Annotated in this window: 20 protein-coding genes and 1 pseudogene; 15 read left to right on the top strand and 6 right to left on the bottom strand. The window is 38.5% G+C overall.

The genetic code is table 11. The features are described 5' to 3' along the window. Positions 1-121: 121 nt before the first annotated feature. From tnpA to BJL90_RS05015, 6 genes are all read left to right on the top strand, one after another. Complete coding sequence (gene tnpA, locus BJL90_RS05040; protein ID WP_081561990.1) at positions 122-460, top strand: IS66 family insertion sequence element accessory protein TnpA; 339 nt, start codon at positions 122-124, stop codon at positions 458-460. Further along, complete coding sequence (gene tnpB / locus BJL90_RS05035; RefSeq protein ID WP_070964865.1) at positions 454-804, top strand: IS66 family insertion sequence element accessory protein TnpB; 351 nt, start codon at positions 454-456, stop codon at positions 802-804. The genes tnpA and tnpB overlap by 7 nt, the downstream gene beginning before the upstream one ends. A gap of 73 nt (positions 805-877) precedes the next feature. Continuing rightward, positions 878-2,506: an IS66 family transposase gene (gene tnpC, locus BJL90_RS05030; RefSeq protein WP_081562221.1), complete on the top strand. Its 1,629-nt coding sequence runs from the start codon at positions 878-880 to the stop codon at positions 2,504-2,506. A 333-nt stretch (positions 2,507-2,839) separates the two neighbouring features. Next, the gene (gene istA / locus BJL90_RS05025) at positions 2,840-4,423 is read left to right on the top strand and encodes an IS21 family transposase (protein ID WP_070963420.1); all 1,584 of its coding nucleotides are present in this window, start codon (positions 2,840-2,842) and stop codon (positions 4,421-4,423) included. Further along, positions 4,420-5,181: an IS21-like element helper ATPase IstB gene (gene istB / locus BJL90_RS05020; protein WP_070963417.1), complete on the top strand. Its 762-nt coding sequence runs from the start codon at positions 4,420-4,422 to the stop codon at positions 5,179-5,181. The genes istA and istB overlap by 4 nt, the downstream gene beginning before the upstream one ends. A 346-nt stretch (positions 5,182-5,527) precedes the next feature. After that, positions 5,528-6,160: a class I SAM-dependent methyltransferase gene (locus BJL90_RS05015; protein ID WP_335617819.1), complete on the top strand. Its 633-nt coding sequence runs from the start codon at positions 5,528-5,530 to the stop codon at positions 6,158-6,160. A 253-nt stretch (positions 6,161-6,413) separates the two neighbouring features. Here the strand turns inward: BJL90_RS05015 and pdxR are convergent, their stop codons facing one another. Beyond that, positions 6,414-7,823 (bottom strand): MocR-like pyridoxine biosynthesis transcription factor PdxR, encoded by a 1,410-nt coding sequence (gene pdxR / locus BJL90_RS05010; protein ID WP_070964862.1) that lies wholly within the window; start codon positions 7,821-7,823, stop codon positions 6,414-6,416. 122 nt (positions 7,824-7,945) lie between these two features. Here pdxR and BJL90_RS05005 point away from each other — a divergent pair, with 122 nt between their 5' ends. The 6 genes and pseudogenes from BJL90_RS05005 to BJL90_RS23260 all read left to right on the top strand — a co-directional run. Next, a complete protein-coding gene (locus BJL90_RS05005; protein ID WP_070964860.1) occupies positions 7,946-8,902 on the top strand; it encodes a DMT family transporter in 957 nt (318 codons plus the stop codon). Positions 8,903-8,926: 24 nt separating this feature from the next. Then, positions 8,927-9,592: a hypothetical protein gene (locus tag BJL90_RS05000; RefSeq protein ID WP_081562220.1), complete on the top strand. Its 666-nt coding sequence runs from the start codon at positions 8,927-8,929 to the stop codon at positions 9,590-9,592. A 683-nt stretch (positions 9,593-10,275) separates the two neighbouring features. After that, positions 10,276-10,842, top strand: coding sequence for a sigma-70 family RNA polymerase sigma factor (locus tag BJL90_RS04995; RefSeq protein WP_070964854.1), 567 nt, complete (start codon positions 10,276-10,278; stop codon positions 10,840-10,842). Beyond that, positions 10,835-11,932, top strand: a complete 1,098-nt coding sequence (locus BJL90_RS04990; protein WP_070964850.1) for a DUF4179 domain-containing protein — start codon at positions 10,835-10,837, stop codon at positions 11,930-11,932. The genes BJL90_RS04995 and BJL90_RS04990 overlap by 8 nt, the downstream gene beginning before the upstream one ends. Before the next feature lie 47 nt (positions 11,933-11,979). Beyond that, positions 11,980-12,225, top strand: a complete 246-nt coding sequence (locus BJL90_RS04985; protein ID WP_070964849.1) for a pentapeptide repeat-containing protein — start codon at positions 11,980-11,982, stop codon at positions 12,223-12,225. Between the two features lie 235 nt (positions 12,226-12,460). After that, a pseudogene (locus BJL90_RS23260) lies at positions 12,461-12,643 on the top strand (IS982 family transposase); the annotation flags it as partial. Between the two features lie 275 nt (positions 12,644-12,918). On the opposite strand, the gene BJL90_RS04975 reads toward BJL90_RS23260, so the two are convergent. The 3 genes from BJL90_RS04975 to BJL90_RS04965 all read right to left on the bottom strand — a co-directional run bounded on the left by BJL90_RS04975 (position 12,919) and on the right by BJL90_RS04965 (position 17,321). Then, positions 12,919-14,367, bottom strand: a complete 1,449-nt coding sequence (locus BJL90_RS04975) for a sodium:solute symporter family protein (RefSeq protein WP_070964844.1) — start codon at positions 14,365-14,367, stop codon at positions 12,919-12,921. Between the two features lie 110 nt (positions 14,368-14,477). Beyond that, positions 14,478-15,761 (bottom strand): MFS transporter, encoded by a 1,284-nt coding sequence (locus BJL90_RS04970; protein WP_070964841.1) that lies wholly within the window; start codon positions 15,759-15,761, stop codon positions 14,478-14,480. A gap of 96 nt (positions 15,762-15,857) precedes the next feature. Beyond that, entirely contained in the window at positions 15,858-17,321 is a 1,464-nt protein-coding gene (locus BJL90_RS04965) for a trimethylamine methyltransferase family protein (protein ID WP_070964839.1), read from the bottom strand. Here BJL90_RS04965 and BJL90_RS04960 point away from each other — a divergent pair. After that, positions 17,313-18,131 (top strand): sigma 54-interacting transcriptional regulator, encoded by an 819-nt coding sequence (locus tag BJL90_RS04960; RefSeq protein WP_236905023.1) that lies wholly within the window; start codon positions 17,313-17,315, stop codon positions 18,129-18,131. The genes BJL90_RS04965 and BJL90_RS04960 overlap by 9 nt on opposite strands. Positions 18,132-18,263: 132 nt before the next feature. Then, entirely contained in the window at positions 18,264-18,431 is a 168-nt protein-coding gene (locus BJL90_RS21790; protein WP_156778707.1) for a hypothetical protein, read from the top strand. A gap of 235 nt (positions 18,432-18,666) precedes the next feature. Here BJL90_RS21790 and BJL90_RS04955 read toward each other — a convergent pair whose 3' ends face one another. Continuing rightward, positions 18,667-20,100 (bottom strand): hypothetical protein, encoded by a 1,434-nt coding sequence (locus BJL90_RS04955; RefSeq protein WP_070964835.1) that lies wholly within the window; start codon positions 20,098-20,100, stop codon positions 18,667-18,669. Next, complete coding sequence (locus BJL90_RS04950; RefSeq protein ID WP_070964832.1) at positions 20,087-20,623, bottom strand: RNA polymerase sigma factor; 537 nt, start codon at positions 20,621-20,623, stop codon at positions 20,087-20,089. Before BJL90_RS04950 ends, BJL90_RS04955 begins: the two co-directional genes overlap by 14 nt. A gap of 365 nt (positions 20,624-20,988) precedes the next feature. Here BJL90_RS04950 and BJL90_RS04945 point away from each other — a divergent pair, with 365 nt between their 5' ends. After that, the gene (locus BJL90_RS04945) at positions 20,989-21,693 is read left to right on the top strand and encodes a FadR/GntR family transcriptional regulator (RefSeq protein WP_070964831.1); all 705 of its coding nucleotides are present in this window, start codon (positions 20,989-20,991) and stop codon (positions 21,691-21,693) included. The last annotated feature ends 115 nt before the right edge of the window (positions 21,694-21,808 follow it).

Below are 21,808 nucleotides of genomic sequence, written 5' to 3'. Positions count from 1 at the left end.
AGGCTAAATATGGTTCGCCTCTACCAGTGAAACCCTAGTAAACGCCAAAGAATTTCTACCTAGATTGTACCAGGAAGCTTTGCTAGAATAACAGATAACAAGCAATAGGGAGGTATCTGTTATGACAAATGAAGCACTGAACATTGACTGGGAAGATATTTTAGATAAATTCTCTTCTCATGAAGGAAGCATCAAGGCCTTTTGTGAAGAGAATAGTATAAGTGCCCATCAGCTTTACTACAGGAGAAAAAAATTACAAAACAATAACACTCCTGTATTTCATGCTGTTAGCTTTAAAGATAAGGAAGCTGATGAGGCTGTAAATCAAAATATTATTCCACCTAATCCTGTCTCAGCATCAACTATAAAAATTGAAATAGGCAAAGCTAAGATATATATACCAAGCAATGATAAGGTATCTCTATCTAATGTTTTTAAGGAAATCATAGCATTATGCTAAATATAGATAAAGTGGATAAAGTATATTTGGCTTGTGGGGTAACGGATCTTAGGAAAAATATAGATGGACTAAGTATGATTGTACAGACCGAGTTTAAGCTGGACCCTTTTGAAAAGGCACTATTTGTCTTTTGCAATAGGCAGATGAATAAACTAAAGATACTTCACTTTGATGATGGCTCTTGGCTATACTATCATCGGCTAGAAAGAAATAAATTCAGATGGCCTATGTCAAAGGAAGAAGCTTTAAAGGTTTCCATTGAAGAACTAAGGTGGCTGCTTAAGGGGTATGAAGTAAGAACTATATCAAAATTCAAGCCCGTTAAAGAGAGAAATTACTTTTAGAAAAAGATACCATAAAACCTTTGTATGCATTCAAATTACAAGGATTTTATGGTATAATTGTTTTGTAAATAAAATGAAAACGGGGATGAAAATGACGAAGGTAAATTTACAAAACCAACTGGACGAAAAGACGAAAGAACTAATTTTAAAAATGGAAGAAGAGCTTGAAGCAAAGGATAAGGAAATAGAAAACTTGAAAAATGAGTTAGCTTATCTTAAAAATCAAGTACTTAATAAAAACAGAAAAATATTTGGCTCTTCCAGTGAACAGGCTAATACTATACAGGTATCTTTTTTTGATGAAGCTGAAAAAGATAGTAACTTAAAAGCAGCTGAGCCTACTATTGAGGAAATTACTTACAAGAGAACGAAGCCAACCAGCAATACTGGAAAAAAAGATAACTTAGCAAACCTAGAAAAAATAGTAATTGAGCATAAGCTTGATGAAGATCAACAGTCCTGCAGAGATTGTTCCAGTGATTTAGTGGTTATAGGTAAGAAGTCAAAGGAAGTGTTAAAGTATATACCTGCAAAGCTGTATGTAGAAGAACATCTAACCTACAGCTATGCCTGCAGATCATGTGAAGAAAATAATGATAAAGCAAATATAATTACAACAAAGGCTCCAAAGACCCTACTACACAAAAGTATGACATCTAACGAGCTTCTTAGTCATGTCATAAATTTAAAATACCAGCATGCACTGCCTTTAAATAGACAAGAATCCTACTTCAAGATGATGGGGGCAAATCTTTCTAGACAAACCCTTGCCAACTGGGTTATTGGTGCAGCCCATGAACTAGATCCAATTTATCAGCTTATGAAGGAAGAGCTCCTAAAAAGAGACTATATCCAGGCTGATGAAACAGTTGTTAAAGTTTTAGATGATAGGGGCAAGGAGTCCAATAAACAAAAGTATATGTGGCTCTATAAATGCCCAGATAAAGATCAACCTATTATCATCTACGACTACCAAAAGACAAGATCTGGTTCTTGTCCTAAGGGTTTTTTAAGTGGATTTTCAAAATATATTCAAACAGATGGCTATGCTGGATATAATAAAGTTGAAAATGTGAAAAGACTTTATTGCCTAGCCCACATAAGAAGAAAATTCCATGAAATAATAGTGAATCTAGACGAAGAAGCCCTAAAGTCTTCAAGAGCATTGATAGGGTTTAATTATTGTGCCCAGCTTTATGAAATCGAAAAAGACCTAAAAGAACAGCATGGTGAAAAAGAAGATTTCTATGAGAGGCGTTATAAAAAGCGACTTGACGCATCCAAGTCAATAATAGAAGAATTTATAGATTATGTAGATAAAGAAATAAAAGATGCTGTTCCCAAAAGTGCCCTTGGTAAAGCCTTAGCATATACCAAACCACTACTTCCTAGTTTTTTAAAAGTATTTCTAGAAGATGGATCTTTAGAAATAGATAATAACTCTGCAGAGCGATCCATAAGACCATTTGTAGTGGGTCGTAGCAACTGGCTTTTCTCAGCTTCAACCAAAGGTGCAGAGTCTAGTGCATTAATCTATAGCATCACTGAAACGGCTAAGAACAATAATTTAGTTGTTGAAAAATATTTACTTTACTTAATGAACAACTTTTCAAATATAGACCCTCAAGACAAGGGAAGCTTGTTAAAACTACTACCCTTTTCAAAGGAACTACCTGAAAGTTTAAAGGTTCAAGCTAAGTAAAAATATAAAATCCAGTAGAGTTAGTAACATATCTAACTTCTACTGGATTTATTTTATCAGCTATTAAATTGGATTTCTATACGTTAATTCCTTGGCGCTTACAGTGGAATGAATTATCTATTAAGGTATAAGGTAAGCTAAATCCTTAGGGAATAAAGCTCCTAGCATCTAAAATACAAGCTAGAGGTGGACTATACCAAGAAGTTGATACCTATAGGGTAAAAACCGCTCAATTGTTTATGATAATCTAAAAATACCCTAATAGAATAGTTGAAAATTCCCCTAGAGGAAATATAAAATAACCCTATGATACTTCATAGGGGGGCTAAGGGGATGATCAGTTTAGTGGAAAAACAAGAAATAATTCTATCACATTTCAGGGAGGGAAAGTCCCAGTGGGAGATTCATAGGAGAACTGGAATTGATAGAAAAACCATAAGAAAATATATTAGGGAGTATGAAAAGAAAAAAAGAGATTTACTCAACTCTCAGGAGGAAGATAAGGAACTAATAACAGATATTATCTCAGCACCAAAGTATGATAGCAGCAATAGGATTAGAAGAAAGCTAACAGATGAGATAATAGAGAGGATTCACTTTTTCCTCAAGGAAAATGAGATAAAGAAAGCTACAGGAAGGAGTAAACAACAGAAGAAAAAGATTGATATTTATGAAGCTCTAATTGAAGAAGGTTATGATATAAGCTATCCAACAGTATGTACCTACATCAGGGAGAATTGTAAGCAAACCAAAGAAGCCTACATAAGACAAGAGTATCATCTAGGGGAAATATGTGAATTTGATTGGGGTTATGTGAATCTTATCATAGATGGCAAGCCTAAGACTCTGCAAATGGCAGCCTTCACCAGTGCTAAAGGCAACTATCGTTATGCTAGGTTGTATCATAACCAAAGGATGGAGCACTTTCTAGATGTCCATGTGAAGTTTTTTAACCAAATTGAAGGGGTTTATCAAACAGTAGTTTATGACAATATGAAGGTAGCTGTAAAAAGGTTTGTCAGTAAAACAGAAAAGGAACCTACAGAAGATCTTTTGAAGTTATCCTTGTATTACGGGTTTAGATATAGATTTTGCAATACCTGTAGCGGCAATGAAAAAGGTCATGTGGAAAGAAGTATCGAGTACATAAGGAGAAAGGTTTTTGGCAAAAGAGATACCTTTAAAAACCTTGATGAAGCCAATGAATATCTTCAAGAAGTATTAGTTAAACTGAATAACCGCATAACAGAGTACAACGATGGTAAAAGTCCTAGAGATGTCCTTGAGGAAGAGAAACCATATCTTCTTGAATTAATGCCTAGTTATGATACCGCTAGAACGGCAGAGCTTAGAGTCAATAAATATTCTGTCATAAGCATTGATGAAAACAAATACTCTGTTCCCGATGATCTAGTAGGTAAGTTCGTCTTTGTAAAAATATATCCAGAAACAATCTTTGTCTACCATCAAAATAAGCTCATAGCTCAGCATAACAGAAACTATGGTGTTCACACTTGGAATATTAAGATAGAGCATTACATAAAAACCATAAAAAAGAAGCCTGGGTCACTTCATTCCAGCACAGCCATGCGACAAATGAACCCCACGCTTCAAACCATATACAATAAATATTATACCGAAAATCCTAAGGATTTCATAGACCTTCTTGAATTAATTGGTCAAAAAGGATTAGAAAAAGTTGAGAATATCATTAAAGATTTGGAAAAGCTCAGTCCCATAGGAGTTAATACAGAGAAGATAAAAATGCTTTGTAACAGAAATGAAGACGAAGGAAAAGTCATTAATCGCGAAAGGACTACTCAAATAGAAGAACAATCTAAATTAATATTAAGCCATTATGGTAATCTTCTTAAAGGTTCCTGTGTAGCCTTTAAGAAGGAGGCGAAAATCATATGAACCATAAAGACATCTATGAAAAAATAGCATTGTTTTCTAAAGAACTTAAGCTGCCATATATTCTAAGGCATTTTAAAGAAGAACTTACCGAAGCCAATAAAGACTCTAAAACCTATGACACTTTCCTTTACGATCTTTTAGAAAAAGAATATGACCTTAGAAAAGACAATGGGAGGAAGAGCAGGATTAGAAGTGCAAGATTTCCATATAAAAAATACCTTGAAGATTTAATCATAGAAGATTTGCCAGAAGATGCAAGAAATAAAGTGAAGGTGTTTTCAACCCTTGAATTTATTGAAACGGGTCAAAATATTATCCTTGCAGGTAACCCAGGCACGGGGAAGACCCATATGGCTATTGGTTTGGGCATAAAAGCCTGTAATGTAGGCTATAAAGTCCTATTCACTACCATTCCCCTATTGGTGAATGAATTAAAGGAAAGTAGGTCAGAAAAAAACCTTCGTGCCTTTGAAAAAAGGTTTGAAAAGTATGATTTAATCATAGCCGATGAATTAGGATATATCTCCTTTGATAAGGAGGCTTCCGAGCTACTTTTCACATACTTATCTTTGAGAGCGGGTAGAAAATCAACCATTATCACAACCAATCTTTCCTTTGAAAGGTGGGATGAAATATTTAAAGATCCAGTTATGACAGCAGCTATGATAGATAGATTAACCCATAAATCTTATATAGTAAATATGAATGGTAATTCTTACAGATTAAAAGAAACCAAACGATGGCTTGAGGAACAATAATTTTTTTACTCCCCTAGGGGAAATTTCAATTAGTATATAGAGGAATTTTGGATTGACAAATACATCAATACAATAATTGGTAGCTTTTTAGCACTTAAGAATCTGTCGGCTTTAGCCGCACAGAGTTTTAGAGATAGGAGATTGTAAAGGTTTTGCTAAGGGCGACACCGTTCGTGGTGTCTAGGCTTCTCGGAGTTTCCCACAAGGACTTGCCACACTCCTTCATCGGGCAGCAAGCACCGCCTGCGAAGAATAGCTTTGTGGGTTCGGTTTAGGAACGCTGTAAACACGGGAAGGTTAGATGAAATTGTCTAAAATAAAAGATTAAACAAGGAGATGATCAAAAGTGATACAGCAAGATAAATATTGGAATAAAGTAGCATATGAAAAAGAATTTACAACACCATTTAAGTTAGAGTTATTTGAAAATCATGTTGAGAAGAATAATAAAATTTTAGATTATGGATGCGGATATGGAAGAACATTAAACCTTTTAAGGAAAAACGGATATCTAGACTTGTTCGGTGTTGATTTGTCAGAAAAAATGATAGAAAGAGCTAAAGAAGAAAACCCCTCAATGCAGTATAAAGTTATAAAGCAAAACAAGTTAGAATTTGAAGATAATTCATTTGATGCTGTTTTATTATTAGCAGTACTAACTTGTGTAATTAATAATGAAGAGCAAGAAATGATAATACAGGAGATAAAAAGAGTATTAAAACCAAGTGGTGTTATTTATATTAATGACTTTTTGATTAATGATGATGAAAGAAATATAAATAGATATAATAAATTTAAAGATAAATATAATTGTTATGGAGTATTTGAATTAGATGAAGGAGCAATATTAAGACACTATGATGAAAAAAGAATTGAAGAATTGACAAAAGGTTTTCATACATTAGAGTATGAAAAAGTAGTATATACCACTATGAATGGAAATAAGTCTAATGGATTTAATTATATAGGGAAAATTTAAAGCGGGAGTGGAAGAACTTCATCTAATATGAAGGTTTACGGTTCCGCTGTCGCGACACCCAAATTCATGAATCTAAGATAAGAGCTATCTAAGGTTCATGAACTTCGTAAACTTCAGGAACGTTAGTGTGCTAAGAAAATCTGGTAAAAAGAGTCAATATACCAAAGGGAAATGGAAAAACACGACCCCTTGGAATACCGACAATAAAAGATGGACAAACTGTCTCTTTATCTGTTCTATTTGGGCAATGAAATCATTTGAACTCTAAACTTCCACTGCTATTTTTTGCAATCAATTCAAATAGGGCCTGAACTCCCTCCCGAATCTGTGTATCACTTAAATGCCCATAGCCCGTCAGGAGTTTATCTTTATGATTATCCTGTACAGAGCAATACTGCGATACAGGTTGTATTCTTATGCCTGCATTTCGGCAGTTCAACATAAATTGCTTTCCGAATTCCATCCCTGGAAATTGAAGTGCCACATGTAAGCCCGAGGCATCCCCCCAAAACTGTACAGCATTGGAAAAAGAATGCTCTATGGCATTCAATAGAACATTTCTTTTTTCAGCATATACTCGCCGCATATGCTGAATATGTTTATCCATTTTCCGTTTACGCAGGAATTCAGTCAGAGCAACTTGTTCTAAAACAGGGTTTTGTACATCCATAAAATTTCTGTAATGTTTCCATTTGGCTTGCAAAGGCTTGGGCAGTACCGTGAACCCTATCCGAAGAGAAGGGAAAAGTGTTTTGCTGAAAGTTCCCACATAAACCACCCGCGAAGAATCCATGGAATAGATAGGGCTGACAGGAGCGCCGGAATAGCGGAATTCGCTGTCATAATCGTCTTCAATGATATAAAAATCTTTTTCAGATGCAAGGCGTATCAGTGCCGCACGACGTGTGGCAGGGAAAATACCACCCAGTGGAAATTGATGGGAAGGGGTAACATAAACTGTGGAAATGTCTTTGTCCCTAATACATGAAATGTCCGCACCCTGCTGATCCACTGGCATCCATTGCAATAGATGCCCTCTGTCCTGAATGACTGTGCGGATTCCTGGGTGAGACGGGCTTTCCAAGGCGAAAGCATGACCCTCTTTGTGAAGAATATCCACGAGTAAATGAAAGGCCTGTGTCGCACCTGACGTAATGAATATATCTTCCGGGTTTACGTCCATACTCCTGCTGCGCATCAACCAATGGGCAATTTCTTCACATAAGGGTTCGTAGCCTTTAGGGCCACTGTACTCCAATTGTTGGGCAGACAGAGTGTTGGTTGCACGACGAATCATTTGACTCCATAGCGGCCATGGGAAAAGAGATAAGTCCGGCTGACCCGTTTTAAAATCCCATCGAATAGGAGGACGTTCTCTTTTATGTTCCTTTGGAGACACAACCTCTTTTTGTGTAATATGTAGCCCTTCCGCAACGTGCGATGGCGCACCTTGTCGACTGACAATAAAACCCTCCGTCAAAAGCATATCATACGCATCACAAACGGTATTACGGGAAACACCTAAGCCCTTTGCCAATTCTCGTGTGGAGGGAAGCACTTCCCCTTGGGAAATCTGTCCCATGAGGATACTCTGTTTAAGTGATAAAAAAATTTGACGTGCCAGACTGATTTTATTCCTTTTCTGTAATTCAATTCCCCACATAGTTCCTCCTTTAACTGGCCCTCTAAAAATATAGACAAAGTGGCACTTAAAACAATCCAGTTTCCACGATATAATTATAACAAATATTAGCTTTATTACAATACCGTGGAAGGAGGTCAAAAATGAAAAATATTGAGGGAAAAATATACTTGCTACTTGCTTTTTCATTGGCGGGAACTTCGGTAATTACAGGATATATTCTTTCTGAAAAGTTAAACAACTTTACAATAACCGCCGTTAGTTTAGGAATCGTGCTGTTGTGTTTATCTCCATTTTACGGAGCTAAAACAGTAAACACAATTCATTTGCTCAAAAAAAGTGATTGGAAAATGCTCATATTGCAAGCCGTATTTGGAATCTTTTTATTCCGCACATTCCTGCTGTTAGGAGTGGGCTTAACAAGTACCGTGGAGGCAGGAATCCTAACCGGAACCACACCTGCGATTACATCCATTCTGGCTTTCTTTGTTCTTAGAGAAAAACTTACAGGTTGGGCGGCGCTTGGCATTGTCTGTACCGTTTTCGGTATTGTTCTGTTACAGGAAGTTAACCTGTGTTTTCTTCAGTTCTCTATAAAGCATATTGGAGGAAATGTGTTCATTCTCTGTGCTGCGGCAAGTGAGTCTGCCTTTAACATCATTTCAAGAAGGCACAGAGCCAAGAAACAGTATGATACAGATATACAAATTCATCCGATGGTACAAACCTTGCTGGTATCCGCAATCGCTTTTACTTTATCCATCATACCGGCTTTTGGGGAACAGTCTTTTGCGGCGTTACAAATGATCGGGCTGAAGGAATGGTTAGCCTTGGTGTGGTACGGCTTGATTGTAACAGCTTTGGCCTTTGTGTTTTTCTATGCAGGTGTCAAACGCTGCGATGCGTATACGATTGCCGCGTTTTCTGGGATGATTCCTTTGACTTCCATGCTCCTGTCGTTGTTTCTTTTGAAAGAATCGATAAGCTATACCCAATGGGGCGGGGGATTTTTGATTATCCTCAGCATGCTGTTGTTTGGAAGAAAGCAAGGCGCCAAGGAAGAAAAAGCAATTGCCGTTTCACCTATCCACAACAAATAAAGTATAAGAATTCAGGAGGTTATTATGTTTACAATTGATAAAAGTATTAGTACTGCCTATCCCGGAACAAAAATGGGAATTCTGGTCATGAAAGAAGTTTCTTGCCCTGGTTCATACGAGGAATGGGACACAGCGGAATTCCTGGATGAACTGCAACATAGATATGGCCACTTCAACAGACAAGAACTAAAAGAGCGAAATCCTATTAATACTTATGTCGCTTATTACAAGAAATTTGGACAAAGCTATCATCTTTTGGCACAACTGGAATCGGTATTAAAAGGGAAAAAATCACTGAATACGAAATCTGGGGTGTTACGGGCAATGTTTTTTTCGGAACTTGAGAGTATGCTGCTTACCGCAGGCCATGATTTAAGTAAGCTTCGGTTGCCATTACAATTAAAAATCGCAACCGGTACGGAGGTCTACCAATCAATTTGCGGTAAGGAAGTGACTACAGTAAATGGAGATATGATGCTGTGCGACAGTAGCAGCACAATATCCAGCATTTTGCGGGGCCCCGATTATAATAGCCGTATCACATCAGCAACCATGGAATTTTTGTTTTCGATTTATGCACCTCCATTCGTTGATGGTAATTATATTAAAGTAAATCTTGAGAAGCTGGAAAAGAGAATCGGAGCTTTTGCGCCTTTTTCAAGGACAGAATTGTTGCAGGTTTTTTCATAGAATGAAAATCTATTACCTGTTTATGAAATTGTATTGAGGAAAAATTAAAATATGGGGACAAGAGGACAGGTATAGTGTCCCAGTTGTAGATATTGTAGCATTAATTGTTAACCCCTCCAAGTTAGATATTGAGAACCGCCGTTATACCCCTTACAGCGAATCGTACCAAAATGACAGCAGTTTTCTACAAAATCAAGCATTTTCAAAACATACGGCTAGCTAATCGTAGGCAAGTAAAGGAACCTTGTTTTCAATACATATGTTGAGCATAGAGAAGTGGTGGTAGGAATCGTATATGTTTCTGATTAAATTATAAAGATAAAAGATGGTACAGTTAGTTGTTAATAGTGATTAAATAAAAAGTCATTGGTCTCTTTATGAACTGATTCATAAGCTTGGAAAAATACTTAGAATGCAGAATGCTTGGAATAAATAATCGTAAAGTCATTTGTACAAAAAAAGAATACTATCTTCTGATGTATACTAGGTCACCTAATTGCTCATAACAGTTTAAAAAATTGGTATATTTTTAGTTGAAACAGAAAACATGCAGACAAAAATATAACTTGTGAAATAAAAATTAATTTGAGTGAAAAACCTACAATCTTACGAATAGTATTATGAAAGACGTTTTTCAAATATAAAACAACAATATAGATTAAAAGAATTGTGAGGAAGTTAGAATGCAAGATATTAATGAGGAACGTATCCTGCTTATGCTGAAAAAATCCCCGGGTGAAGGAATCAGTATGGCAATAGATAAATATGGCGGTGCTGTAAAAACAATTTGTAAAAACATTTTATTCGATTGCAGTCGGGAGGATATTGAGGAAGCGGTGGCAGACAGCTTCGTAGGATTATGGAAATCTATTGACAAGTTTAAGAGCAACGGGAATTACTCACTGAAAAGTTATCTTTACGGGATAGCGAGGCATACTGCACTTGATAAACGAAGAGTGATGAAGAAGGAGACCTTTGTACTACCGGTGGAAGAAGTAATTGTTGAAGCCGCGGTTGATTTGGAATGCGATTATGTAAAAAAGCTTAATGAGAATATTGTCCATGATTCTGTAAATAGCATGGAAGAGCCTATACGATCGGTTTTCATTCTGAGATATTTTTATTATGAAAAGGTAAATGCTATTGCAAAGCGGCTTGGTCTGACACCAAAGGTTGTAGAAAACCATTTGTACAGAGGAAAGAGTAAGCTAAAGAGGGAGCTTCTAGGAAGGGGTGTCCAGTGTGAATAATAACAATGAAACGAATCAAAAAAAAGGAGAATACCATATAGATAAAATGTTCAGTGAGATCCTTGAAACGGAGACTATGAACATCCTGGATGGTTCAGACCTTTTACAGGATGATCTTATAAAAGAGGAAAAGGAGAGGATATTAAAAATGGCAATTGGAAAGATCGGAGTGGAGAGCGAAGACAAAAATACAATATCTCTTCAGCCAAGAAAGAAAAAAAGAAAAATTCTAACTGTCGCATTAATAGCAATAGTTGCTTTTGTAACGACAGCTTTTGCAGCGGAGATATTTCAGTGGGATGCCCGAATTTCCAACTACTTTGGGATAGAAGAGTACAATAGTGCAGACCTGTCAGGTGGCGGAATGAATGTTGGTATAAGTGCTGAAAATAATGGAGTGACCATCGAAGCAGTTCAAACAATTGGTGATGCAAATAATTTGTACATTTTACTTGATATTACGGCTCCTGAAGATAAGGTTATCTATCCGAATACAGGATTTGATGCGTTATATCTTCAGGTTGAAGGGGCTACAAGTCTCGGATACAGTTTTGACATGCTAGATGACGATAATGAAAATGACAATGACAATAAGGCAACTATCTTGGTATATATGGATGCCAATGAAAAAATAAATAATGGAAAAATGATCAGCCTTAAGTTTAAAGATTTAAGACATTATATAAACGGAGATTGGGTTACGGATATTGAAGGTGAATGGAATCTGAAATGGAAGCTGGATTATGAAGATATTTCAACAAAGTATTCCATAGAGAAAATTTTGATGGTAGATGGAGAAACAGTTAATATCGATTCAGTATCTATTTCGCCGATTGCATTAAATGTACAAATAAGCGGAAGTTATATTGAGAAGCATGACTTAAAGCCCCTAGAGCCTGGAATAGAGGAACTGATCCAAATTACAGCAATTGAATTAAAGGATGGTACTGTGCTGACACAAAAGGATGCATCTATGTGGGGCATTTCTACGAGGGGGACAAAATGTGTGCTCAATATGCAGATGAAAAAGTTGATTGATGTGGATCAAGTAAAAAGCATAACCTTGAATGATACAAAGATAGTTTTATAATTAGAGACTGCTGAACAAACGATAATTTCCTACAAGGGGAGATGCAGATGATGACTGTCCAGCCTGTGGTGGCAGAGGATTTAAGAGGAGCGTTTCTTATTGCAGCAGATCTAAGAGGAAGTAACTTGAACGGTACAAATCTTATTGGAGCTGATTTGCGTGATGCAGATATCAGAGGGGCAAATCTTAGAGAAAGCCTATTTGTTACACAATCTCAAGTTAATACTGTGAAGGGAGACTCTAACACAAAGCTACCGGTATGGATAGATTATCCAAAGTTTTGGCTCAAGTAATATAGTACATACTCAGAAAATTTTAAATATGGCACATTAAGTACAGGACCATAGATACATTGATACGGGGAACCTTACCATAAGTAACGGCGATTTTTTGAAAGCAAATGAAAAAACCGTCAACTTGTATAAAATATGCAATTCGAATAGGTGATAAAAATTCTAATGAACTTGGAATAAACAGCTATTCTGAACTTGCTACGATGAAAGCAGCTGCAGGTGCGGAAATAGTTTGCGTTTCAACAGAACTCGTAGGGGATTACATGCAATAATTAATGAAATCCGTAAAAAAATTGCTACTATGCTTGATTTTACTAATAATTCTTGCAGAATTATCAATAGTATTCCAATGCCTGTCTGCAAGTTTGGCAGAACCCATTTTCACAAAGTCTTTAGGGGGCATGGTGCAGCCTATGGGGATTGACCACAAGAATCAAAACAAAGGTTTTAGTTTATAATCTTTCTCATTTTATGAATAGCGTGCTAGGTAAAACCAATGATTCAGCAAAGATTAAAGACCTAATATTTAGATAAGATATCCATTCAATTAAAGTAACCTGGGATTTAAAGAATATTATAGCTTTCTTGACTTACATAATATTCCTTTTAAAATATTTATTTTGCCTTGTATCTGAAAGAGCAGTTGTTTATCAATGCTTATAATTTAGCAGATACTTTGTCTCTTTGTGATTTTTAGGAAGATAGATCATTTTTATTTAAGGCAGCTTTGTAGAAAAAGTTAGGAATAATAATCCCTAACACTGTACCGATAATTGCTGGAATGACACCGCCGCCGAATACCGCTTTCCATAAGGGAATGAGTTCAAAGGCCAGCGTCAGAATGACGCCAATGGTAATGCCGATTCTGGCTGACCGGATATCCATTTCTGATTTGGATACATCGGATTGCCGGTCACGCATGATTAAACCAACCACAAACATGGGTATTAAAACGCCTCCGCAGATGGTATAGCCATAAGTTCCCAACGCGTAAATATAGGGTGCGTAAAGTCCTGAAAAAATTGCGATGATACCTGCTATCAAGGTTGCAATTTTAGCGTATTTGACACCCTTTTCCGGCGGCAGCTTTTCCTCCGGGTCAAGAATATCTGAAATAATATTCGCAGCTGCGCAGTTAAGATGTGTATCCGCACAGGACATGCAGGCTGCTACTACACCGACAGCCAGGAATACACCAACAAAGGGCGGCATTTTGTTTAAGATCGTCCAAAGCAGAGCCTGGTCACCAACCGTCGGATTGTAAATCAGCGTGGCAATACCAATGGCAATAATTAAAAACACCATTAAAATGTTAAAAAAGAAGGTCAAACCATAGGATTTTCGGGCGGTTTTAACATCCTTTGCCGCAAAGACCCGGTTCCAAAAAATCGGATTTGATGTTGCTCCTACCAGCCCTGTCAAAAAGCTTGTAATGATTACAGAGGGTTTATCAACAAACAAATCCCATTTTTCAGGAGCAATCTTAGAAATCTGCTCGCTAAGATATCTAAAGTCAAAGTTAACCATCTTGAGTCCAAAGAAAATCACAAAACCTGCAAAAAACATCTGGATGCTCCCATGAAGCGCATCGGCGTAAATAACCGCTTTCAATCCTCCGTTGACCGTATAAAAAACAAATACGATACCGCAGGCAATAACCGCAATCCGGTAATCAATGCTAAAAACCTCAGCTAAAACATAGGCAACACCCATGATTTGTGCTCCAGGCCAGACAACATTTGGCATCAGAGCTGCTAGTCCTCCGATTCTTCTGACATAATGGTCGCCGCCGCACAAATAATCAGAAACATAGTGGGGCATGGAAACATACTTAAAGCGAGCTAAATAAGGCGCTAAAATAAATCCCATTACAATACCGCCAAGCAACCCCTCTCCAAACCAGAGCCAGTACGCTTCCAGGCCATAGATTGCGCCTCTTCCGGCCTGGCCGATAAAATTGCCGGCGCCGCTGAAGCTAGCCCAAGCTGTTAAAAGAAGCAGCACTGATCCTATTTTTTTACCGCCAATAAAATAATCCTCAGTGTTACGGGCACTACCCTTTGTCCGAACCCCGATAAAAACGCAGATAATTAAATCTAAAATAATTAAAGCACCTGAAATAATAACAAACCTGGTTTCCATATTTCCTCCCTCCTTACTTTAACATTTTTTCTGGCTGGACGATCGCCCAGCCACTTATTCTAAAAAAGCGTTTTACGATAATTGGGAATGCCCTAATTGATTGAAATCAATTAGGATATTTCTGTACATTCATTTTTTTCTTCAAGCATATCGGCTGTTTTTAATTTTTTGGTACGTCTTGTTAATAAAATACCGGCAATAAGCCCCAGAACGGCCCACATGACCATGAAGGTAAAGATCTTTGTAAATCCAGAGCCAATGTTGCCGGCCGCTTCAGCTGATTTTAGCCAAGAACCACAGATAACGGTGATGATCGCTTCCGGAATGAAGGCCACGAAGGAAATAACTCCCGTACACATGGCGGTCATTTCCGGCGGAATGCCGGCCTGTCCTAAAATTGACCAATAGGTAGACTTGATAATATTGGTAATCAGCGTCAGCACAATGGTCAGTGCAATCGATAATGTCACCAGCTGGCTGGTCCCCATGATCCCAGCAATGGTCATAATACAAAGACCAAAGACTACGAAAAAGACTTTTCCTCTATAGGTAAATTTGTCCATTAACCAACCACCCACAAACCCGGCAGCCAATACAATAATATAGCTTCTTATAATTCCAAGCGTGCTTGCTGTTTGCTGTGAAATACCCAGAACACGAACAGAGTAGGTGGTTAAATAGGTGTTCGCCAGCAGCCAGAGGGAAAATCCGCTCATCAGCAGGAGTATTGCAATCCAGGTTCCAGGTATTTTAAAAGCCGTAATAAAGGAATTTTCTTTCTTTCCAGCCGCTTTTTCTTTTACTTCTGCTTTTGTATCCGGGACAAAAAACAATACTAAAATCCCCAGTAGGGCATAAACAACTGCAGTAAAAAGCAGCATAGCCTTGAAGCCCTGAGAAATGCCAGTGCACATACCGATAATCCAGACAGCGATAAAACCAACCACTGCCTGGCCAATTCCTCTTGTTCCTTCACTCATACCAAACAGCTTGCCCTGATCCTTTTCAGGACCAAGATTTCGGATTGATTTAATATAAGCTGCCCAGAAGGTACCGACAGCAAAAATACCAAAGAATGCGTGGATGATGATCAGTGTTACATAGTCAGTTGTTAAAGCGTAGAAAACGGTAAACACCGCCAGGCCAAACATGGAAATGGCAATCAGTTTTTTAGCAGAGAACTTGTCGCCAAGCACACCAGACACCGGATATACAAGTGTGTTCACCAGAGCATATACAGATGACAACATATTGATCTGAATATCATCAAGACTTAAAGCCGACATCATTTGATCATAAAAAGTAAATTTTAAAAGCGGTGTAAAGTACGCCATACCAGCGCAAAAGCTTAAAATCAAAAATATAATACCGGTTTTCCCTTTACTCTTTTCCATATTATACCTCCTCAATGGGTAGCAGAAGAGCCTGCCTCCGTATATTTCCGGATACCGCCGGCAGACGCTTCTGAAAATAATGTATCCACATGCTTATTAGAGTTCGTATTTGTATCCTTCAGGCAAATATTTATTTAATATTTTTTTCTGAGTGGTTGTGACATCCGGTAACTGATAGCTTTCAAGTCGTTCATTGATGATCTTTCGGGCACGCGCTACAAGATCCCCGTTCTTTTCAATAATATCAATGGGTGATCCACCTTCACGGACATACACCTTCGATAAATAATGCTCCTGTCTGTAATCCTGCGGCGTACGTCCGCTTAAATAATTGCCTCTTGGGCCTGTTTTCTTGATCAGGTCAAAATTCAGTTTCTTTTCCGTAATGTTCAGCCCTTCGTTAAGGCGTCTCAAATAAGCGATATTTTCCTCATCTAGAACAAATTTTTCAAGGGAACCTAAATTATATCCGCCGTAACTACCGGCTGCGTTTAAAATAAAATCAGTTTTTCCAAGCATGCCTGTAATCAAAGTCATCATGGATTCAGCTCCGCATTGGAAATCAAGGTCAATAGCAGTAGTTGCTGAAACACCTGAACGCACCGGTAAATTGTAGTACCTTCCCATGGCGGTTAACCCCAGCTGCATGAGAACTGCCTCTGGCGAACCCGTCGCAAGCTGGACAGTCCGCATATCGGTGGGAGAGGTGACCGAGCCATAAACTGTACCGACACGAGGTTTAATCAGCTGTGCCAGGGCGATTCCGGCAAGAATATTGGCATTATCCTGTACAATAGCGCCTGCAAGTGACGGCGGAGAGGTTAAATTGGTCATGGAACAGGCAATGATGACAACGGGTTGATTTTCTTCAGCAGCTGCGATAATGGTATCAACAACTTCACCACCAATGGCTAGCGGGGAAAGCACACAGCAATTTGACATGGTGACTGGTTTATCCCAGATATCGTAAAATTCCTGGTGGAGCTTGATTAACTTACGGTTTGCTTCGACTAAAGAACCTTTTTTATAGTTAATCGGTGTAATGGTGTTTCCTTGATAGATTGGTTTCTGACAGTATTTGAGTCCCATGGCAACTTGCGGTGTATGGAAGTCATCCCCGCTTTTGTCCAGGTCATCCGTATTCTGGCAGGCATGTGTCGGCATATTGATCACAGCGCTGGTTTCCTGTAAAATATAGTATTCTTCAACATCCTTCAGGTTAGCTGGGCGGTAGATCTTTTTTGCAAAATCCTGGATGGTCGTTGGCGCAACCGGACCCGCACATATGGTTGGAGCGCTTTCACCTAAGGTAATTTTACCGGAAGGACTGTAAATATCAAATTCCTTCGGCGCTGTTGACAAAGCCTTTTTTAATAGATCTTCATCAATAAAAATTTTCTGACCTTCCACACGCGCACCGTGTTTCTTGAAAGTTTCAACAGCAATGTCACTTTCAATAATGACACCCACTTCTGATAAAACTTTCAAGGTATATTCATGCATTAACTCAATTTCATCTTTTGTAACATACTTTTCAAACAAATTACGATTTTGGTACATTCTTTCTCCTCCTTTACCCTCTATCCTCGTTACTTATTCTTTAACTGTTTCCATCATTCTGCAGAATACGGAAGTATCGGTATTCCGATTACTTGCTGTTTTATTGAAGCAAAAACTGGAGCAAGCAGCCGCGGAAAAAAGGGATTGCTTGAATCAGCAGACAAGGGAACTGTTTTTTTAGATGAAATTGGTGATTTGCCATTAAATCTTCAGGTTAAATTACTGCATGCCATCGAAAATAAAGCCTTTCTTCCTGTAGGCGGGACTACACCCATTCATGTGGATGTCAGGATCATTTCCGCAACAAACAAAGATTTGAAAACCGCTATGGCTGAAAAAACATTTAGAGAAGACCTTTACTGGCGTATCGGATCCTTTATTAGCTATATTCCGCCGCTCAAGGAACGCAAGGAGGATATTATCCCGCTTTCGCTGCATTTTTTGAAAAAACAGAATTTAAAATATGGTACGAATAAAGTGTTTTATCCTTTAACGCTCTTGGCCCTTGTAAACTATGACTGGCCTGGAAACGTCCGCGAGTTGAAAAACGTTATTGAACGCATGTATGTTTTAACCACCGGTTCAATTATCTATGAGAGCAAGGTTCCAGAAGAAATAAGGATGCACGTTCCAAAAACAGACGAAAAATTCTACTATTCGTATGATCAATTGTTAGATCAAGTACAGAATTATATTATACAGGATAGCTACAGCCGTAAAAAAACATCGATTGCCGTTGCCAAAGAGCTCGGTATCTCTCAGTCAAAGGCTAGCCGGTTAATTAGAAAATACTGTGATAAAGAAGATTAGACACGTTTTTCAAATAAAATAAAACAGATAGGATGGTATTACTGCTATTCTATCTGTTTTTAAGTCTCTATTTTATTATCAAGGCATATATATTTAAATAGGTTTAAAGTCATACAAAAATTTGAAGTTTATATGAAAGAAAAAACAACGGATAAGTGTTTAGAATACGATCCTAAGAAGAGATATATCGATGAGAGATTAAAAGAAATAATCTCTTTATTAGTAGATGATATCTCTGTATTACAAAATTTAGATAAACAAAGGTGGCAAACAAAACGTCCCCTTGGCTTACCTAGATAAACAAAGGTGGCAAACAAAACGTCCCCTTGGCTTAAAAAGATCGTCTCATCGGAATGGGTGTAAAAACAGCAGGACTATTTGGTTAGAGCAGTCCTGCTGTTTTGTGTGGACAATCCTAATAATCAAAAAATCAAGCAAGATTCTGAAGAAAATAGGTTTTTCCTATTTCCTCTGTTTGTTTTGATAAATAAGAGGTTTCAGCTTTTCCGCTATAAGTAGTCCGGTGACATCTTTGCTATTCGACCGGAATACGAGTACCATTTATAATGACGGCAGTAACGGTTGTAACATCAAGAGGGGTTTCTGTGTTCCAATGCAAATTGAAGGACTGTTTTTGAGTATAGCTTCCGCCACCACCTCTCAATGGAATAATGCCATCGACAGTCTCAACTGCCAGAGACATTTTGCTCGCCATGCACTCTTCTCCTTCGTAGGTACCGATGACTTGAAGCCCTAAAGGACTGAGGGTCAAATGCTCAAAGAGATGACCTTCAACAGAAACATCATTTGTCCATATACGCATCTGTTGGCTGGTGTCGCTTAGATTTGTCGTTACCTTCCAGCGGCCTTCAACACCGGAATGAACTGAACCGGTAAAGCAAAGGGTGTAGCCACTCAGTTCTTCAGTATTTACAGTAAAGACAGCTTCACTGTATTTGTAAACCGCGTCAACATAACCGTTTTCTTCGAGATTGAGCAGGTGATGATCCTCATCACTGAGGAACATCAATGTATAGTCGTATTCAATCAATTTGCCGTCTGAGGTCATAAGAAAGAGAGATGCATCATTACTTCCAAACTCTTTATTAAAAGCGTTACCTATCTGAACATGCAGCTTTCCGTCCAAGATACCGATATTCGAAATCCACTGATCGTCTTCTCCATGGGGCATAGGGGCATAATGGCCTGGAGTAAGGATCGCTGTCAGCTCGCTGAGGTTATCCGGGACATTCGTACCGCCGATAATATGCTTTTGCTGTATGGGAGTGGTTTCCGCCTCCCCAAGGTCGGACAGCGACAGAGAAATCGGCTCATACTCATATTTTTTTTCATCGAAGTATATAAGGAAGCTGCTTAATTCCAGTGGATCAGACAGCGGAGAATTCGAATCGGCCGTAATATTAAACTCGTAGTAAACAGTGTTGGTTACCTCGTCAAAATAAAGCAGTTTTTGCCCCCACCCGAAACTGAAGGCTTCCTCGGTTGACTGCCCGTCTGTCTTCTGCGTCTGCGGGTTCATCTTTACGCTGAACCCATCGCGGAAGTCTGTCTGCTTCGTCAATCGCTTCTGCCCGCTTATATCTTGGAGGGACAGGTAGACAATCGCCATATTGGCATACTTTTGGGCACCGATGACCTCCATGCGTATTTCCTGATCTTCACAATAGACCTCAACCAATTCGACGATCTCACCAAAGAAAGGATTGATTTTCTTAATAAGCCAATCAAAGCTCCCCAGTGCTGCAGCCGCCGCAGTGATGACCAACAACGCAGACATCGTTACAATTATGGCTGCGGCCAGTGACCAGCGCACCTGCCGTCGTGGCGTTGCGTAGAAGGTTTTTTTATTCAGCCGGTTTTTAACCTGCCCAGCAAGCCCGGCTGCGTCAACGGTTATTTGGGAAAGCGCTTCATGTATATTCTGCTCGTCTCGGTCAAATGTACTCATGTTTCTGCTCCTTTCCATAGTGCCCAGCGGTCAGATAGGCCGCCAGCTTCTTTTTTGCCCGCTGGTATTGTTTGCGCAGGGCGACGGGCGAGCGCCCAGAGAGGAGAGCGAGGTCCTCATAACTCTGCCCTTCCATAATCCGTCCATAAAGCAGCGCCCGCTCTTTTGGCTTGAGTCGTCGCAGGGCGCGGAGTGTCTCATCACTCAGACCTATATCTTCAGCAGGCGAAGTCGCCTCATTTCGGATTTCGCTAAAATAAAGTACTCTGCGTTTTTTCAGTTGGTTTAGGCTTCGGTTATAAGTAATTTTATATAGCCAGGCGGACAGATTCTCGCCGTCAAAAGCCGTGCGGTTTTGATAGGCTGAAAGAAAAACATCCTGTACCACATCTTCCGCTTCCTGATAGTCGCATAAAATTGCGGTAGCATAGCGAAGTAGTTTTTCGCCGTAGAGATTAATTATTTCTTCCAGTTCATCCTCTCCGCCGGTGGCGAACCGCCGTCCCAGATCTGTATCGCTCATGCGTTTCCTCCTTTGCTTGTTTATCAGCCGACTGTACCCTTATAACAATTTAAATAACCGTTTTGTGACATAAAATCTCAAACTAATAAATATTTTTCATGAGTTTTTATTTCATGCGCCATTGTATCATATCTAAGACATTTTTTCTTTTTAATTAGGATATATTTGTTCCATTCTTTATCCTTCCTTTAGCCTAGATAACTAAAAGAGTAATATTTTTTTCTGTCTGCTTGTAATGGAGTTTTCATTTTACCCAATACAGATAATAAAAAATGAAAAGAAATTTTTCAATATCAAGGAATACAAGAGGCTCTTGTAATTGTATGGTATTTCGATATAATAAGAGATAGAAGTGAGGTGGGAGAATGGCTGAAGGAATAAACCATAGCAGTAAGTCTCTGGCAAAAACAGTTTCTGAGGAAATTATCAATTTTATTATAAATGAAAATCTAAATGTAGGAGATAAATTGCCTAATGAGTTTGAGTTGGCAGCAAAACTTGGTGTAGGAAGAAGTACTGTAAGAGAAGCTATTAAAGCCCTGATATCGCGAAATGTTTTAGAAATCAGAAGGGGAGCTGGAACCTTCGTATCCCAGAAATTGGGAGTAGCTGATGATCCCCTTGGGCTGACCTTTTTTAAAGATAAACATAAGCTGGCACTAGATTTGATAGAGATTCGTTTTATGATAGAACCGCGTATCGCATCTCTGGCAGCCATGAATGCCAGCGATGAGGAGATAGCGTGCATGACTAAATTGTGCCATGAGGTTGAAATGCTTATTCATGCCGGCGAAAATCATGTGGCTAAGGATGTAGAGTTTCATACGTGTATTGCAAGCAGCAGTAAAAATTTAGTAATGCCGAATCTGATTCCGATTATTAATACGGCTATTGCTCTTTTTATAGATCTAACCCATAGTATTTTAAAACAGGAAACCATCCAGACCCATCGGGAAATTCTTGAAGCTATCAAGGCACATCAGCCCAATAAGGCTCATGATGCGATGCTTCTGCATCTAGCATATAACCGAAGAAGTCTAGAGAAAAGAATGTTAGATTACAATAGATAAGAATAGTTTAGAATGTTAAAAGCCATCAGACGACTAAGTCATCTGATGGCTTTTAACATTCTATAACTTTCTATAACTTTAAAATTAACTGTAAAATCCAAAATACGTGTGATGA

The sequence above is a fragment of the Clostridium formicaceticum genome, assembly GCF_001854185.1.
GTDB lineage: Bacteria > Bacillota > Clostridia > Peptostreptococcales > Natronincolaceae > Andreesenella > Andreesenella formicacetica.
This window is presented reverse-complemented; position numbering and strand designations above follow the sequence as displayed.

Excerpts from the sequence above, each read along its gene's own strand:
- tnpC (WP_081562221.1), top strand. The coding sequence starts at position 878 with ATGAAAACGGGGATGAAAATGACGAAGGTAAATTTACAAAACCAACTG.
- tnpB (WP_070964865.1), top strand. The coding sequence starts at position 454 with ATGCTAAATATAGATAAAGTGGATAAAGTATATTTGGCTTGTGGGGTA.
- BJL90_RS05005 (WP_070964860.1), top strand. The coding sequence starts at position 7,946 with ATGAAAAATATTGAGGGAAAAATATACTTGCTACTTGCTTTTTCATTG.
- istA (WP_070963420.1), top strand. The coding sequence starts at position 2,840 with ATGATCAGTTTAGTGGAAAAACAAGAAATAATTCTATCACATTTCAGG.
- BJL90_RS05000 (WP_081562220.1), top strand. The coding sequence starts at position 8,927 with ATGTTTACAATTGATAAAAGTATTAGTACTGCCTATCCCGGAACAAAA.
- BJL90_RS04965 (WP_070964839.1), bottom strand. The coding sequence starts at position 17,321 with ATGTACCAAAATCGTAATTTGTTTGAAAAGTATGTTACAAAAGATGAA.
- tnpA (WP_081561990.1), top strand. The coding sequence starts at position 122 with ATGACAAATGAAGCACTGAACATTGACTGGGAAGATATTTTAGATAAA.
- pdxR (WP_070964862.1), bottom strand. The coding sequence starts at position 7,823 with ATGTGGGGAATTGAATTACAGAAAAGGAATAAAATCAGTCTGGCACGT.
- BJL90_RS04975 (WP_070964844.1), bottom strand. The coding sequence starts at position 14,367 with ATGGAAACCAGGTTTGTTATTATTTCAGGTGCTTTAATTATTTTAGAT.
- BJL90_RS04955 (WP_070964835.1), bottom strand. The coding sequence starts at position 20,100 with ATGAGTACATTTGACCGAGACGAGCAGAATATACATGAAGCGCTTTCC.
- BJL90_RS04950 (WP_070964832.1), bottom strand. The coding sequence starts at position 20,623 with ATGAGCGATACAGATCTGGGACGGCGGTTCGCCACCGGCGGAGAGGAT.
- istB (WP_070963417.1), top strand. The coding sequence starts at position 4,420 with ATGAACCATAAAGACATCTATGAAAAAATAGCATTGTTTTCTAAAGAA.
- BJL90_RS04985 (WP_070964849.1), top strand. The coding sequence starts at position 11,980 with ATGATGACTGTCCAGCCTGTGGTGGCAGAGGATTTAAGAGGAGCGTTT.
- BJL90_RS04945 (WP_070964831.1), top strand. The coding sequence starts at position 20,989 with ATGGCTGAAGGAATAAACCATAGCAGTAAGTCTCTGGCAAAAACAGTT.
- BJL90_RS04995 (WP_070964854.1), top strand. The coding sequence starts at position 10,276 with ATGCAAGATATTAATGAGGAACGTATCCTGCTTATGCTGAAAAAATCC.
- BJL90_RS21790 (WP_156778707.1), top strand. The coding sequence starts at position 18,264 with ATGAAAGAAAAAACAACGGATAAGTGTTTAGAATACGATCCTAAGAAG.
- BJL90_RS04970 (WP_070964841.1), bottom strand. The coding sequence starts at position 15,761 with ATGGAAAAGAGTAAAGGGAAAACCGGTATTATATTTTTGATTTTAAGC.